A 16,017-nucleotide genomic window follows, 5' to 3' on the forward strand; every position below is an offset into this window, starting at 1 on the left:
AGCCTGTAACTATTTTAGAATATACTTGACTTGGAAGGATGGCATTACTGAGAGGTAAAGAAAGTTACTTATTGCTCGTCACAACTTTGATGCTATCAATAATCGGCATTGTTTTCGTCTATTCTGCAGGTACCTACTGGAGTGCCGTTCATTATAGTGGAAAAATGCCGTTTTATATGAAGCAAAGCATATACTTTGTGGTAGCCATTATCGTATTTTTAATCACGATTCGATTAAATATTTTGAGAGAGCAGTCCTTTTGGAAAATGGCCTATATATTTTCGTTAATTTTACTTGTTCTCGTACTAATTCCAGGTATTGGGCTTGTGAGAAATGGCTCGCAAAGCTGGATTGGTTTAGGTCCATTAACAATTCAGCCAGCAGAGCTAACGAAAATTACAGTCATTGTGTACTTGAGTCATATATTAGCGCAACATAAAACAGGAAAACCGATTGTTAATTGGCGCCATGGGGCGATTCTTCTACTACCCGTTGCCCTTATTATGTTGCAGCCTGATTTCGGCTCAGTATTTATTCTTGTTGTCTCTGTGTTTTTATTATTTTTTGTCGCTGGCTATCCTCTAAAACTGTACGCCATGATTATGCTAGTTGGTGTTGCTGGATTGGTAGGGCTCATTGCGACAGCACCCTATCGTCTAAAGCGTATAGAAGCATTTCTTGATCCATGGGCAGATCCCCTAGTAAGTGGATTCCAAGCAGTGCAATCCTTAATGGCAATTGGTCCAGCAGGGATATTCGGTCATGGTTTTGGTCAAAGTCGTCAAAAATTCCTTTATTTACCTGAACCGCAAAATGATTTTATTTACGCGATTATTTTAGAAGAAGTCGGATTAATTGGTGGCCTTGTCATTTTAGCGCTCTTTGTTCTGACAATTTATGCAGGCTATAAATTTGCTGTACAGGCTAAAAATCGAACATCCTATTATGCGATTATCGGGCTTGTTACGATGTTGATGGTGCAAGCATTTCTAAATATAGCTGTCGTAATAGGTTTAGTGCCAGTAACGGGTGTTACATTGCCCTTTATTAGCTACGGAGGTACATCTTTAGTAACAATGTGGTTAATAATAGGTATTATTTATCAATTAGCGAAATAAATATAAAGGAGGAGTACTTTTTGGAGAAAGTAATCGATATAGAAGATCGCATACCTACGCTTAAAAAGCGACGAAAAAAGCGTACTAACCGGAAATTTATAGTGCTAATATTACTTTTCTTTATTGTGTTAGCAGTACTCCTTTATTTTCAATCTCCATATAGCAATATCAAGAAAATCACAGTTCATGGTGCTAAGCTAGCGAATGACGAATATTATTTGGAGACAAGTACCCTTGTTCCAGGTAAATCAATGTGGGGTTTCAAAGTGGAAGATGTTGAGCAGATTTTATTAAAGGATAAATGGGTAAAAGAAGCACATGTTAAACGTAACTGGCTACAAGGCGTTACAATTGAAATAAAAGAATGGAAAAAGGTTGCGTACTTAGCTGGAGACGGCACCTACTATCCTTTGCTAGAAAACGGCAAACGCTTTGAACAAACTGGTAATGATACACCAATTGATGCACCTGTTTTTATCGGGATAACCGGTGAAAAAACCATTAATAAGCTTGTTGAGCAGCTAGCGCAATTAAAGCCGGAAGTTTTGGCTTTAATTTCTCAAGTTAACACGAATAGTAATGATGCGAATCCAAATGCGGTCAAGCTTTATATGAATGATGGCTATGAAGTACGTGCTGTGATTCAGACGCTGGCGGAAAAGTTAGATTACTACCCCTCGATCGTTGCGCAAATTGCCAACTTAGAAAAAGGTGTGATCGATTTAGAGGTCGGTTCATACTATCGTCCTTTTAATGAGGAGTACAACAAGATAAGTATTGACTTGGAAGCAAGTGCAGATGGGGAAATGGTTAACCAGGAAGTGACGGAAGATGAACAACAAGAAGAATAGCAAAGGGAGTTTTTTTTCTAGAAAACAATTTGAATTACTAATTGTTTGTGTAACAACAGGATTTATCATAGGCTATTCATACAACCAAGCAAAAGACAATCGGGAAGCAGGCACTATTAATTCAGAGCTTTTTGAGCAAGAGGACTCTTATCGTGAGGAGTTAATCACTCAACAAGAACGCAATAAAGAGCTTACAGAAGAGCTAAATAATTTACAAGAACAGATTCGAAAGTATGAAAAATCATTTGCTTCAAATGAAAAGGATTATAAGAAGCTTGTTGAACAAGCAGAGGATTTACGTTTATTACTTGGTGAACTAAAAAGTGAGGGAAAAGGCATACGTGTAACTCTTCAAGATGGAGACTATGATCCGAAATCTTTGAATCCAAATGATTATATCGTTCATGAAAGCCATGTTTTTAAATTGTTGAACGAACTGAAAATTTCAGGTGCTCAAGCCATTGCTATCAATGGACAACGTGTTATGGCTAATTCCTATATTCGCTGTAATGGACCAGTGATAACAATTGATGGGACACAGCACCCAGCGCCATTTGTGATAGAAGCAGTAGGTGATTCAGAAACTTTAATGGCTTCTTTAAATTTAAATGGTGGTGTGGTGGATCAGCTATTAAATGACAATATTATCGTGTCATTGGAAGAAAATCAAAAGCTGACAATGCCAAAAGTAAAAGTAGAGAGTTAAGGACAAGCTTTATTGATCCTACTTAAAGTCTAACTTAGCCTCCAGATAAATAGACGATTGTAGTATTTACAATTCAAATATGAATTCTGCGGGGCATGCGATACGTCTAGGAGGGGCTATTTTGAAAAGAAATATGTACACCCGAATAACGATCGTGCTATTTATTATCGGTTTGATGATAGCGGTACAATACAATACCATACAAAAACCAGCTGAGCGAGATACACGAGATATTTGGGCAATAAGAGAGGAATTAGCACAAGAAAAACAAAGACATTCCGCATTACTGGCAGAAATTCGCTCACTTCATGAAGTAGTGGATCGCTATGAGCAATCTGAGAAAGTAAATCAGCAAGCAGCTTTAAATGAAACATTAAATCGTTTAAAGCTACAGGCAGGATTAACAGAAGTTATGGGGGCAGGCGTCATACTACATGTTGAACCTGCACCAGAATTAATTGAAATGGGGTATGAAATTAAAGAAATTTCACCCGATTTATTAACTCAGTTATTAAATACGCTTTTTAAAAATGATGCTACGAGTGTTTCCATTGATGGCAACCGTGTTGTACAAACAACAGCCATTCGGGATATAAATGGTAAGACAACAGTGAATAGTATACCATTGTCTTCCCCTACTTTCGAGATTCATGTTGGGACAAGCAATTATAAAGCAGCACAAAAATTGTATAATTCACTACAAGCCTCAACATTTGTAGACTCATTTTATTTAGATAATTTTAATTTAGTGATTGAAGAGCCAACTGAGCAGTTACAAATTCCAGCATTTGATCAGCCATTGACAAATGATTATTTAGCAGAGGTAAAAAAAGGAGATTAATATATGTGGCTACCATTTTTAGGTTTGCTATTTGGACTTGCCCTTGGCTTGTTAACAAATATACAAATCCCCTCTATGTATGAAAATTATCTGTCAATAGCTGTTTTAGCAGCTTTAGATACATTATTTGGTGGTATTCGCGCGCAATTACAGCAAGTTTACGACGATAAAGTATTTGTATCAGGATTCTTTTTTAATATAGTTCTAGCAGCGGGTTTAGCCTTTATAGGCGTGAACTTAGGGATTGATTTGTATTTAGCAGCCATTTTCGCTTTTGGAGTACGTTTGTTCCAAAATATAGCAATAATTAGGCGTATATTACTAACCCGCTTAGATGAAAAACGTCACAAGAGAAAAAGAACTTCCATAGAATGAGAGAAAAATTGACCAAAATACTCGATTTGCTTAGACATTATGCCAAATTTACAATAGAATGAAAATAAGAGCATTTTTCAAGGAGGTGCAGCGAATTGAATCAGCAAGATTTATACATTTCACTTGATATTGGGTCCTCCTCTATCAAGGTATTAATAGGTGAAATGAGTGACGGGCAATTACATGTAATTGGCGTCGGAAATGTAAAATCGAATGGCGTTCGAAAAGGTGCAATTGTTGATATTGATGCAACAGTACAATCTATTCGAAAAGCAGTAGAACAAGCCGAACGAATGACAGGTTATCAAATTCATGAAGTCGTTTTAGGCGTTCCAGCTAACCAGACGATGTTACAGCTAGTTAAAGGTGTTGTCGCTGTGAATAGTGAAAATAGAGAAATTACAGATGATGATTTAGACAGAGTGGTAGAATCTGCACAAGTCATGTCGATACCTCCTGAACGTGAATTAGTTAACATCATTCCAAGACAGTTTATTGTAGACAACCTTGATGAAATTAAAGATCCTCGTGGTATGATTGGCATCCGCCTTGAGATGGATGCAACAATGATAACGACTTCCAAAACGCTTCTACACAACGTTCTTCGCTGTGTAGAACGAGCTGGTTTAAGTATACGAGAAATATATTTGCAGCCATTAGCATCAGGCTACTTTGCATTAACTGAAGATGAAAAAAACCAAGGGACTGCCTTTATAGACTTAGGAGGCGGATCTACAACAATCACGGTATTTGAAGAGGGTTTGTTAACGCATACGGGTGTCATACCAGTTGGTGGTGATCATATAACGAAAGATATTTCAATCGTTTTAAAAACACCAACAGAACAAGCAGAGCAGATCAAACACCAATTTGGACATGCCTTTTATGACGATGCATCTGATGACGAAGTCTTTGAAGTGCCTGTTGTAGGTACAGATTCAACTGATCAGTACAGTCAGCGTTATATTTCAGAAATTATTGGCGCTAGATTAGAAGAATTATTGGAGTTAGTGATTGATGAGTTGGCGCGTTTAGGTGTTCGAGATTTACCAGGTGGCGTTGTTTTAACCGGTGGCGTTGCAAAGCTTGAAGGAATAGCCCAATTGGCACGTCAAATTCTACAAACGCGTGTAAGAATCTATACACCCGATTATATTGGCGTTAGAGAGCCTTCATTTGCGACGGCAGTTGGACTTATTCGTTACGCCTATTTAGAAGATGATTTTTACGGTAAGAGTACGAATACGCAACCTGTTGAATATGCAGCTGTAGGGGCTCAACCAGCTATAAATAAAAAGCAAGAGTATTCTACACCTTCAGAACCAAAAGAAAGCGTAATCGGGAAAGCAAAAAAATTATTTGATAAGTTTTTTGATTAACTAGAATGCGTAATGAATGATACAGAGTCGAGTTACCGTGGGAGGAAAAAGAGATGTTAGAATTTGATACAAGTGTTGATGAACTTGCAGTAATAAAGGTCATAGGTGTTGGTGGCGGCGGTAACAACGCGGTCAATCGAATGATAGAACATGGTGTACAAGGCGTTGACTTTATCGCAGTGAACACAGATGCACAGGCATTAAACTTATCCAAAGCGGAAATAAAGCTACAAATTGGTGCTAAATTAACGCGTGGACTAGGTGCAGGTGCAAATCCTGAAGTAGGAAAAAAAGCTGCTGAAGAGAGCAGAGAACAGCTAGAAGAAGTTCTTCGTGGGGCAGATATGGTATTTGTGACAGCCGGTATGGGTGGCGGAACAGGTACTGGTGCAGCCCCAGTTATTGCACAAATTGCACGTGAATTGGGAGCCCTTACAGTAGGGGTTGTCACACGCCCATTTACGTTTGAAGGACGTAAGCGCCAAACACAAGCAATCGGTGGAATTGGTGGCATGAAGGAATCAGTAGATACACTGATTGTGATTCCGAACGATAAGCTTTTACAAATTGTTGATAAATCAACACCAATGTTAGAAGCCTTCAGAGAAGCTGATAATGTTTTACGTCAGGGTGTACAAGGTATTTCGGACTTAATTGCAACACCTGGTCTTATTAACTTAGACTTTGCTGACGTGAAAACAATTATGTCTAACAAAGGTTCAGCATTAATGGGCATTGGTATCGCAACAGGCGAAAATAGAGCTTCTGAAGCTGCGAAGAAAGCAATTTCAAGTCCATTGCTTGAATCGTCAATTGATGGTGCTAAAGGTGTCCTTATGAACATTACAGGTGGTTCAAATCTAAGTTTATTTGAAGTACAAGAAGCGGCAGATATCGTAGCTTCTGCGTCAGATGAAGAAGTAAATATGATTTTTGGTTCTGTTATTAATGAAAATCTTAAAGATGAAATCATTGTTACAGTTATTGCGACTGGCTTCACTGAAGAAGCACTACAGCAACAACGTAATACAGCAAAACCGTCACTCAACATAAACAGACAATCTGCTCCACAACAACAGGCGCCGATTCGTGAACAACGACAAGAAACGCATGTTCAACAAGAGCAGCCACGTCAAAATCAGCAACATTATGCACAGGATGACATGCTTGAAGTACCTGCATTTTTACGTAACCGCAAAAATCGCGGATAAAACAAGCATAAATCTTCTAGAAAGCTCGTATTCTACTTAGGTAGGGTACGAGCTTTTTATATTGCATAACATGTTGTTCAAATGTGTAAGGAAACCATGTATTTTGTCAAAACATTTTCAGGAAATGATGCGATTGTTTGACAATATTTGTGGGAATAACGTGCTAACTTTGTAAGTAGGAGGCGGCTGTTATGTATGGAGAATGGCTGGTGCTCATTAATACGCTTTTTAATCTAGCAATACTCACGTTTACGGCAAGAGTAACAGGGGTCTTGGTGAAGAATTCAAGATTATTAATGAGTTCAATTTGTAGTAGTTTTGTAGCTGTCATTGGCGGTCAAATGCTGTGGACGACGATTCTTAGTTTTATATTGCTAATTGGTATAGCATTTCACTTCAAGATTCGAAGTTTTCAGAAGCAAGGTCCTATTGTATTAACAGCAACAATCGTTATTGGCGGTTTATTAACAGCTCTACAACCTTTTTTGAAAAATCTTTCTGTTACCCATTTTATTATGATTTGCTTTTTACTTGCAGTTTTAAATCTTATTGCATTCTACAAGCAATGGGGTTTTGTAAAGCTAGAACGCTTAAGTGGTCAATTTGTTTTTGATACAACTTTAAAAATTTTTGGGGCAACCATACCACTTTCTGCTTTTGTGGATACAGGTAATCAAGCTATTGAGCCATTATCAGGAAAGCCGGTTCATTTTGTTTCCTATACAGCTTTACGGCCACATTTACCTTCAGCGTTCCGTCAATCATTAATAGAATGGCAAGAAACAGATCCGTACAATGTATCCATGTTTTCAGAAGATTATCAGCGTTATATACGATTTATTCATGTTAATACGGTACAGCAGCAAACCGTAGTGCTTGGTTTTCGTTTTGATGAGTGGCATATAAAGGGGGAGCCCTCACAAGTGAAAACGAATGAATATATCGTTTTAACCAAGAAAGCTAAAAATTTTCCACATAGCACAGCAGCAATTTTACATTTTTCAGCGCTTTCAAATAACTCATAGAGGGGGAGAACTATTGCTTCTTAGGCTACTTGCTAGCTTGAAAAAATTATGGAGTAAGTTTCGGAGTCGTGAAACGTACTATATAGGGGGAAATGATTCATTGCCAGTGCCATTAAGTCGAGAAGAAGAAGTTACAGTCATTGCATCCTTTATGAACGGTGATTTACGTGCTAGAGACACACTAATTGAACGTAATTTACGTCTTGTTGTATATATTGCAAGACGTTTTGATAACACAGGCACGCCAATAGAAGATTTAATCAGCATAGGCTCGATTGGTTTAATTAAGGCGATTGAAACGTTCAATACTGATAAAAATATTAAGCTTGCAACATATGCATCACGTTGCATTGAAAACGAAATTTTAATGCATTTACGAAAAACAAGTCGTATGAAGGGTGAAGTTTCACTAGATGAACCACTAAATTCTGATGCAGATGGAAATGAATTATTACTGTCAGATATTTTAGGAACAGAAGAGCATATTATTCTTGATAATGTTGAGAAGAAAATTGAACGTCAGCATATGTTCCATGCGATTAATTTATTAGGTGCGCGAGAGCGGTATATTATGGAATGTCGTTTTGGTCTCAATGGAAAAGTTGAAATGACTCAAAAAGAAGTGGCAGATCATTTAGGCATATCGCAATCATATATTTCCCGATTAGAAAAGAAAATTATTCAAGATTTACGTGAAAATTTAAATCAACCAATTTCGTAGAAAGGGAAATTTAACCTGCCTAAAATTGGTCGCAGCTTTTGTGCATATTCTTGTTTCTCTCGGACAAACTGATGTCACGGTTTAGTCAGAGAATAACATCCGGAGGAATCGAATATGCGAACAAAAGTAGATCTTTGCGGCTTAGATACATCGACTTTGCCAATTTTAAAGCACGAGGAAATGAAGGAACTCTTCATCCGTTTACAAGCTGGAGAAACTGAGATTAGAGAAGAGCTTGTCATGTGCAATTTAAGGTTAGTGCTTAGTATTGTCGGTAGATTTGCCTATCGGGGTGAACAGGCAGATGATTTATTTCAAGTGGGCTGTATTGGGCTCATGAAAGCCATTGATCATTTTGATTTAAAGCATAATGTACGATTTTCGACATATGCTGTACCAATGATTATTGGTGAAATTCGTCGCCATCTGCGTGATCATCATGCATTGCGTGTATCGCGCTCTCTAAGAGATATAGCTTATAAGGCAATGCAGGCAAAAGAGCAATGGATAACCGATAATTTGCGTGAACCAACGATTGAAGAAATTGCTGAGATGATTGACATGAAAAAAGAAGATGTTTTATTCGCTTTAGATGCCATTCAAGATCCAGTTTCATTACAGGAGCCCATTTATTCAGACGGTGGAGACGCTGTTTATATGATGGACCAATTACGTGATGATGATGTATCAGAGGATCAATGGGTTGCCTACGTGTCAGTAAAGGAAAGCTTGCAAAAGCTAGATGAACGTCAGCAAATGATCGTTGCAAAACGTTTCTATTATGGTGAAACGCAAACGGAAATCGCGAAGGAATTGGGGATTTCCCAAGCACAAATTTCACGTCTTGAAAAAAATGCTATTGAAACAATGCAAAAAGATTACAAATAAAAAAATGCGCATCGGATTATTCGGTGCGCATTTTATCTTCATTCAATGAACAAGTGATACATAAATATAAAGTAACAGCTAAGTTTGATGATAGAAATGAATGTACAAAAATAAAGAATAGAGGAGGTATGTCATTGCGTTTTTCATTATTACAGCAAAAAGAAGTGATTGAAGCAGGAAATGGGCGATTTATAGGTTTTGTAATAGATGCTGAAGTCTCAAAAGAAACGGGCTATGTGACAGCATTTTTGATTGCAGAGCCTCGTAAATATCTTGGTTTTTTTAAAGGGGAAGAGTCTGTAAGAAAAGTGTATATGAAAGATGTGCTTGTCGTTGGCAAGGATGTTATTTTAGTTAAAGCACTTTCCTAAGGCATATGTTAATAAAATTGTGGTGAATGTAAACTGACATAGGTCAGGCTATTCATTGATAAATCAAGCATTGCTTGTTACAATAAAAGAAACTATTGTTGTAAAGTTGGGAAAAACAGTGACAAAAATCTTAACAAATTTAAACAAACTACATGATTTAATAACAGCAGCAGAAAAAAAAGGCAATCGTCAGGGTGATAAAGTCCAAATAATTGCCGTAACGAAAGAAGTTTCTGTTGAAAGAACACAAGAAGCAATTGATGCAGGACTCTCTCATTTAGGAGAAAATAGACCTGAAGGCCTGCAACGTAAAATTGCAGAGATTCACGCTGAAGTACATTGGCATTATATCGGGTCACTTCAAACACGTAAAGTAAAACAAGTCATTAACAGCATTGATTATTTACACTCCTTAGATCGTTTGAGTCTAGCAGAAGAAATTGAAAAAAGAGCAGATCGGCCAGTTAAATGTTTTGTACAAGTAAATGTTTCGGGTGAAGAATCAAAACATGGCTTAAGTATCGAAGAAGTTTTGCCTTTTGTAGAAGCGTTAAAGAGTTTTACAAAGATTCAAGTTGTAGGTTTAATGACCATGGCACCAAATACAGAAGACGAAGCAATCATTCGCTCTGTTTTCAAGCAATTAAAACAATGTCAACAGCAAATAGCCGAGCAAGGATTCGCACATGCACCTTGTACCGAGTTATCAATGGGCATGTCTAATGACTTTGAAATTGCGGTAGAGGAAGGGGCTACTTTTGTTCGAGTCGGAACGGCTCTTGTTGGAAATGAAAGAGGGGAACAGGATGAGCATGAAAAATAAAATTAAAAACTTCTTTTACCTTGAAGAAGAACTAGAAGAAGAAATCACGCAAGCTCCTATTCAGCAGCAACAGCCCATACAACAACAGCAACCGATTCATTCCGTAAAGCCTAAAAAAACGATTAAAGAGCGTAGGGCGCCTATTCAAGAAATTATGCCGCAAAGTTCAGCAACGCCTAACAACATTGTAAGCTTGCAGGCAGCTATGAGCTCTAAGGGAGCAAAAGTTGTTTTAATTGAGCCTAGAGTTTATGCAGAAGCACAAGATATCGCGGAGCATTTAAAAAATAAGCGTGCTGCAATCGTCAATTTACAACGTATTGAACGAGAGCAAGGTAAACGCATTATTGATTTTTTAAGTGGTACAGTCTATGCACTTGCCGGGGATATCCAACGTATCGGTAAAGATATCTTCCTTTGTACGCCAGATAATGTAGAAGTGACTGGTGAAATTACAAACTTTATTTTAGACGATAATTAATAGCGAGGATTGTAGTTTATATGACTTTTTTTATAATACTTGGTTATGTATCATTAGCATTTAGAATCTATTCATTTATGCTAATTGGCTATATTTTAATGTCTTGGGTGCCTGCCGCTCAAAATTCAGCCATTGGACGTATGCTTGAAAAAGTGTGTGAGCCGTATTTAGGGATTTTCAGAAAGTTCATTCCACCACTTGGAATGATTGATATTTCACCAATTGTGGCTATCTTCATGTTGAATTTTATTGAACGAGGGCTTGTTATAGTCATCCAGAAAATATTTCTTATGTTCGTTTAGCAGTAAATCCTCACTCTTAGGTGGGGATTTTTTATTTAGCAATGTTTTTGTACGGAAAGAGCAACGGTGGTTCAAAAAAATAGAGGGTGATAAAGGTTTGTTTAACGGCTGTTCAAATATCCTTGTATAATGAGACTGCCCCAGTGGAAAAAAGAGCTTTTCAAGTAAATGTAAAAAAATTATACTCAATGATGCAAAGACGTCATAACTTGGAAATACTATGTTCATCCAGCCCACCAAGCATATAGAACTAGTGAAAGAGGAGACAACGAGATGGAACACTTAATTCAGCATTTTCGAAAAGATGAACAACCGTTTATTGAACAAGTAATAAGTTGGCAGCGTGAGGTAGAGGATCGCTATGCACCTAAGCTAACAGATTTTCTTGATCCCAGACAGCGTTTTATCGTGACATCTATTATCGGACAGGACGACACATTGAAAACGGCATGTGCAGGGTTATTTGACGGGGCAGAGAGACAGCGTATGCTTATTTATCCTGCTTACTATGAAGTTATGGAGGAAGACTTTCAGCTGACAGTATTTACAATTCACTATCCTATGAAATTTGTCCAGCTCCGGCATCCAGATGTGTTAGGGGCCTTGTTATCATTAGGCTTGAATCGTGGTAAATTTGGTGATATACGTGTCAATGAGCAGCAGGTGCAATTTGTAGTAGCACAAGAGGTAGCAGATTATGTTCGTTTGCATTTAACGGGTATTGGTAAAGTCAAGGTACATGTTGAATCTTTAAAGCAAGACGAGCCACTTCTCTTCAATGAGGATGAGTGGTTTGAGGAATCTCATACTGTTTCATCCATGCGTTTAGATGTGATTATCGCTACCATTTTAAATGTGTCACGTCAAAAGGCACAAGCTTTGATTACTGGGAATAAAGTACGTGTCAATTGGACAGAGCGAGATACAGTTGCCTTTGAATTACAAGAAGGGGATATTTTATCGATACGAGGGAGCGGTCGTGTGAAAATTATTATGACAGAAGGCCGTACAAAAAAGGATAAAATCCGTCTGCAAATCGGTCGATTGGCCCAAAAAAGCTGAAAGTGAAGTAAATTTCATTAATTTTTACTGCTAAGTTGTCGGAACAATTGTATAATAGAAATTACGAATGTACATGTAAAGGAGAGAAGGATTGTATGCCATTATCACCTATTGATATACATAATAAGGAGTTTACAAAAGCTTTCAGAGGTTATGCTGAAGATGAAGTAAATGAATTTTTAGACCAAATCATTAAAGACTACGAAATTTTGTTACGTGAAAAAAAAGAGGTTGATAAGCAATTAGAGATGGCCTTAGAACAGGCGAGGCATTTTAGCTCCTTAGAAGAAACTTTGCAGAAGTCCATTGTTGTTGCACAAGAAGCGGCTGATGAAGTGCGAAGAAATTCACAAAAAGAGGCTAAACTCATTGTAAAAGAGGCTGAGAAAAATGCTGATCGAATTGTCAATGATGCTTTAACAAAAGCTCGTAAGGTGACGATTGAAATTGATGAGCTTAAAAAACAATCTAAAGTATTCCGTAATCGTTTCAAGATGCTTGTTGAGGCACAGCTTGATTTGCTTAATGCTGATGACTGGGATCATTTGCTTCAATATGATATTGATTTAACAGAAATTCAAGCATCTGTTGAGGAAGCACAAGAATCTGAAGAGATGTAACTTTTCTTTTTAATGGTTGCACTCGACAAATGAAACTTGACGCCATTGTTTGAATTTCATATACTTTGTAATAGTAATTATTTTGAAAAGATATGCATACAGGCAGAGACGAAGACAGTATTTGTTAGGCGTAGTTAAGCGATTTGGGGACAGTGAGAGCCCAAACATGCAACTAACATTGAACATCACTTCTGAGCTAAATAGCTGAAAAAAGTAGGTTATTTCGTGATGCACGACGTTAACGTGCTTGAAAGAGGTAGTGCAATATTTTTGTGCTACAAGTAGGGTGGTACCGCGAGTAGAAGCTTCTCGTCCCTTAGTGGGATTGAGGGCTTTTTTTATTTGTTCGCGAATTGTTTGAGTTGCGTTTGCCAATAACTGTCCTAGAAGTAATTGTCTATATGCTTGGGTAAAATAAAGGAGGAATTTTAATGGTTGAATACAAAGATACGTTATTAATGCCAAAAACAGATTTCCCAATGCGTGGGAATCTACCGGCGAATGAGCCAAAAACGCAAGAAAAATGGAATGACATGGATATTAACAAATTACAGATGGAACGTACTGCCGATCGTCCAGAATATGTTCTACATGATGGTCCTCCCTATGCAAATGGTGATATCCACATCGGCCATGCCTTAAATAAAGTATTGAAGGATATGATTACACGTCATCGTTCAATGACTGGCTACCATGTGAATTATATTCCAGGCTGGGATACGCACGGTCTACCAATTGAACAAGCACTGACAAACAAAGGTGTAAAGCGTAAAGAAATGTCAGTAGCAGCATTCCGCCAACTTTGTGAAGAGTATGCATATGAGCAAATTGATAATCAACGTGCCCAATTCCGTCGTCTAGGCATTCGTGGTGATTGGGAAAACCCTTATATTACATTAAAGCCTGAATTTGAAGCACGTCAAATTGAAGTGTTCGGTAAAATGGCTGAAAAGGGTTACATTTATAAAGGCTTAAAACCAGTTTATTGGTCACCATCTTCTGAGTCTGCTTTAGCAGAAGCTGAAATTGAATATAAGGACATCAAATCACCATCAATCTATGTTAGCTTTGCTATTAAAGATGCGAAAGGCATTGTACCAACAGATGCTAAATTTATTATTTGGACAACAACACCTTGGACATTACCAGCAAACTTAGGCATTTCTTTAAATCCTGAATTTATGTATGTTGTAGTTGCTGTAGCTAATAAAAAATTCATCATTGCCAAAGAATTATTAACATCAGTAGCGAATGCCCTTGGATGGGAAGACTATGAGGTTGTTCAAGAAGTAAAAGGGGAAGCACTTGATCGTCTTGTAGCGCAGCATCCATTTTATGATCGTGAATCTCTTATTATGGTAGGAGAACACGTAACTGCTGAAGCGGGTACAGGTTGTGTTCATACAGCTCCTGGACACGGGGAAGACGATTATCATATTGGTAAACAATATGGTTTAGGCATTCTTAGCCCTCTTGATAATAGCGGCTGTTATACAGATGAAGCACCTGGTTTTGAAGGCGTGTTTTATAATGATGCCAACAAACTTGTAACAGAAAAACTAAAAGAAGTAGATGCATTAGAAAAACTTGACTTCTTTACGCACTCTTATCCACATGACTGGCGTACGAAAAAACCTGTTATTTATCGTGCGACACCACAATGGTTTGCCTCTGTTGAAGCATTCCGTGGTGAGTTGTTAGAAGCTGTAAAAGCTACAGCATTTACACCAGCTTGGGGAGAAACTCGTCTTTATAATATGATTCGTGATCGTGGAGATTGGGTTATTTCACGTCAACGTGCTTGGGGTGTGCCGATTCCAATTTTCTACGCAGAAAACGGAGAGCCAATTATTACACCTGAAACAATTAGCCATATCTCAGCATTATTCCGTGAGCATGGATCCAATATTTGGTTCCAAAAAACAGCAAAAGAATTATTACCAGAGGGCTTTACACATCCAGGTAGCCCGAACGGCGAATTCACAAAAGAAAATGATATTATGGACGTCTGGTTCGATTCAGGTTCATCCCACCAAGGTGTACTTGTAGAGCGCGGCATGAAATATCCAGCTGATTTATACTTAGAAGGCTCTGACCAGCATCGTGGTTGGTTTAACTCATCTCTTATTACATCTGTTGCTATTAATGGCTATGCACCATATAAAGGACTATTAACACATGGTTTTGTTCTTGATGGTGAAGGACGTAAAATGAGTAAATCATTAGGAAATGTGATCATTCCACAAAAAGTAATGGATCAGTATGGAGCAGATATTCTTCGTCTATGGGTTGCTTCTGTTGACTATACAGCGGATGTACGAATTTCGATGGATATGTTAAAGCAAGTATCAGAGGTGTACCGTAAAATTCGTAATACATTTCGTTTCTTACATGGCAATATCGCTGATTTCGATCCAAAGAAAGATCGTGTTGCCTATGCAGAGCTTCGTGAGATGGATCAATATGTCTATATGCGTTTACAGGATGTCTTACAAACTGTTCGTGCAGCATATGATCGTTATGATTTCGCTGCTGTTTATCACATCGTCAATAATTTTGTCGCAGTCGAGTTATCTTCATTCTATTTAGATATTGCAAAAGATGTTGTCTATATCGAAGGTCACGACAATAAAGATCGTCGAGCGATGCAAACAGTTATTTACGATACATTAATGACATTGGTTAAAATCATGACACCAATCATCCCTCATACAACAGATGAAATGTGGTCTTATCTACATGCCCAAGGTATTGTAGAGGAAGTTTCTGTTCAATTAACGGACTTCCCAGAGGTAGATGTTCAAGAGAATTTTGAAAGCCTACGTACAAAATGGGAAAATATTATTGATGTACGTGACGATATCTTAAAAGCATTAGAGGAAGCTCGTAATGCTAAAACAATAGGTAAATCACTAGAAGCAAAAGTAACAGTATATGCCAAAGAGGATGTTGTAGCCTTATTGAATGATGTGAACATTGACTTTGCACAGCTTTCAATCGTTTCTGCTTTTGAAGTAGCTACTATTGATGAGGCGCCTGCTGAAGCTTTAGCACTTGAACATGTATCCATTGTAGTTGAGAAGGCAACAGGGGAGAAATGTGAGCGTTGCTGGTCAATTTCTGAAACAATTGGTGCAAATGAGGCACATCCTACAGTTTGTGCGCGCTGTGCAGAAGTTGTAGAAAAATATTACGTTTAACGGAAATGAATAATAAGAATCTGCATTTCTATTGTAGATCATA

At 37.8% G+C, this 16,017-nt stretch carries 17 protein-coding genes and 1 other annotated feature; all 17 genes read left to right on the forward strand.

Features of this window, described 5'->3' with window-relative positions; genetic code table 11:
* Positions 1-38 precede the first annotated feature (38 nt).
* The 17 genes from ftsW to ileS all read left to right on the forward strand — a co-directional run bounded on the left by ftsW (position 39) and on the right by ileS (position 15,974).
* On the forward strand, positions 39-1,118 hold the full coding sequence (gene ftsW / locus NV349_RS04570) for a putative lipid II flippase FtsW (protein ID WP_058843467.1): 1,080 nt from the start codon (positions 39-41) through the stop codon (positions 1,116-1,118).
* 20 nt (positions 1,119-1,138) lie between these two features.
* Positions 1,139-1,969 carry a cell division protein FtsQ/DivIB gene (locus tag NV349_RS04575; protein WP_036125245.1) on the forward strand — a complete coding sequence of 277 codons (831 nt, stop codon included), beginning with the start codon at positions 1,139-1,141 and terminating at the stop codon, positions 1,967-1,969.
* Positions 1,950-2,675 (forward strand): DUF881 domain-containing protein, encoded by a 726-nt coding sequence (locus NV349_RS04580; protein WP_036125243.1) that lies wholly within the window; start codon positions 1,950-1,952, stop codon positions 2,673-2,675. The genes NV349_RS04575 and NV349_RS04580 overlap by 20 nt, the downstream gene beginning before the upstream one ends.
* A gap of 121 nt (positions 2,676-2,796) precedes the next feature.
* Positions 2,797-3,516 carry a DUF881 domain-containing protein gene (locus NV349_RS04585; RefSeq protein WP_058843468.1) on the forward strand — a complete coding sequence of 240 codons (720 nt, stop codon included), beginning with the start codon at positions 2,797-2,799 and terminating at the stop codon, positions 3,514-3,516.
* Between the two features lie 3 nt (positions 3,517-3,519).
* On the forward strand, positions 3,520-3,891 hold the full coding sequence (locus NV349_RS04590; protein ID WP_036125237.1) for a small basic family protein: 372 nt from the start codon (positions 3,520-3,522) through the stop codon (positions 3,889-3,891).
* A 95-nt stretch (positions 3,892-3,986) separates the two neighbouring features.
* Positions 3,987-5,270 carry a cell division protein FtsA gene (gene ftsA, locus NV349_RS04595; protein WP_036125235.1) on the forward strand — a complete coding sequence of 428 codons (1,284 nt, stop codon included), beginning with the start codon at positions 3,987-3,989 and terminating at the stop codon, positions 5,268-5,270.
* A gap of 53 nt (positions 5,271-5,323) precedes the next feature.
* Complete coding sequence (gene ftsZ, locus NV349_RS04600) at positions 5,324-6,481, forward strand: cell division protein FtsZ (RefSeq protein ID WP_058843469.1); 1,158 nt, start codon at positions 5,324-5,326, stop codon at positions 6,479-6,481.
* 191 nt (positions 6,482-6,672) lie between these two features.
* Entirely contained in the window at positions 6,673-7,506 is an 834-nt protein-coding gene (locus NV349_RS04605; protein ID WP_036125177.1) for a sigma-E processing peptidase SpoIIGA, read from the forward strand.
* A 13-nt stretch (positions 7,507-7,519) separates the two neighbouring features.
* Positions 7,520-8,227, forward strand: coding sequence for an RNA polymerase sporulation sigma factor SigE (sigE, locus tag NV349_RS04610; RefSeq protein ID WP_009373518.1), 708 nt, complete (start codon positions 7,520-7,522; stop codon positions 8,225-8,227).
* Between the two features lie 114 nt (positions 8,228-8,341).
* Positions 8,342-9,115, forward strand: coding sequence for an RNA polymerase sporulation sigma factor SigG (sigG, locus tag NV349_RS04615; RefSeq protein WP_004227313.1), 774 nt, complete (start codon positions 8,342-8,344; stop codon positions 9,113-9,115).
* A gap of 128 nt (positions 9,116-9,243) precedes the next feature.
* Positions 9,244-9,486 (forward strand): PRC-barrel domain-containing protein, encoded by a 243-nt coding sequence (locus NV349_RS04620; protein WP_230593885.1) that lies wholly within the window; start codon positions 9,244-9,246, stop codon positions 9,484-9,486.
* Between the two features lie 118 nt (positions 9,487-9,604).
* Positions 9,605-10,309: a YggS family pyridoxal phosphate-dependent enzyme gene (locus NV349_RS04625; protein WP_305791377.1), complete on the forward strand. Its 705-nt coding sequence runs from the start codon at positions 9,605-9,607 to the stop codon at positions 10,307-10,309.
* On the forward strand, positions 10,293-10,790 hold the full coding sequence (locus NV349_RS04630; RefSeq protein WP_036125175.1) for a cell division protein SepF: 498 nt from the start codon (positions 10,293-10,295) through the stop codon (positions 10,788-10,790). The genes NV349_RS04625 and NV349_RS04630 overlap by 17 nt, the downstream gene beginning before the upstream one ends.
* A gap of 20 nt (positions 10,791-10,810) precedes the next feature.
* Positions 10,811-11,092: a YggT family protein gene (locus NV349_RS04635; RefSeq protein ID WP_058843470.1), complete on the forward strand. Its 282-nt coding sequence runs from the start codon at positions 10,811-10,813 to the stop codon at positions 11,090-11,092.
* A 273-nt stretch (positions 11,093-11,365) separates the two neighbouring features.
* Positions 11,366-12,154: a YlmH family RNA-binding protein gene (locus NV349_RS04640; RefSeq protein WP_058843471.1), complete on the forward strand. Its 789-nt coding sequence runs from the start codon at positions 11,366-11,368 to the stop codon at positions 12,152-12,154.
* Between the two features lie 95 nt (positions 12,155-12,249).
* Positions 12,250-12,774, forward strand: a complete 525-nt coding sequence (locus NV349_RS04645; protein ID WP_036125171.1) for a DivIVA domain-containing protein — start codon at positions 12,250-12,252, stop codon at positions 12,772-12,774.
* A gap of 96 nt (positions 12,775-12,870) precedes the next feature.
* Positions 12,871-13,094 (forward strand) — a binding site (T-box leader).
* A gap of 111 nt (positions 13,095-13,205) precedes the next feature.
* Complete coding sequence (gene ileS / locus NV349_RS04650; protein ID WP_249645912.1) at positions 13,206-15,974, forward strand: isoleucine--tRNA ligase; 2,769 nt, start codon at positions 13,206-13,208, stop codon at positions 15,972-15,974.
* Positions 15,975-16,017 lie beyond the last annotated feature (43 nt).

This window comes from Lysinibacillus sp. OF-1 (assembly GCF_028356935.1).
Taxonomy (GTDB): Bacteria; Bacillota; Bacilli; order Bacillales_A; family Planococcaceae; genus Lysinibacillus; species Lysinibacillus fusiformis_D.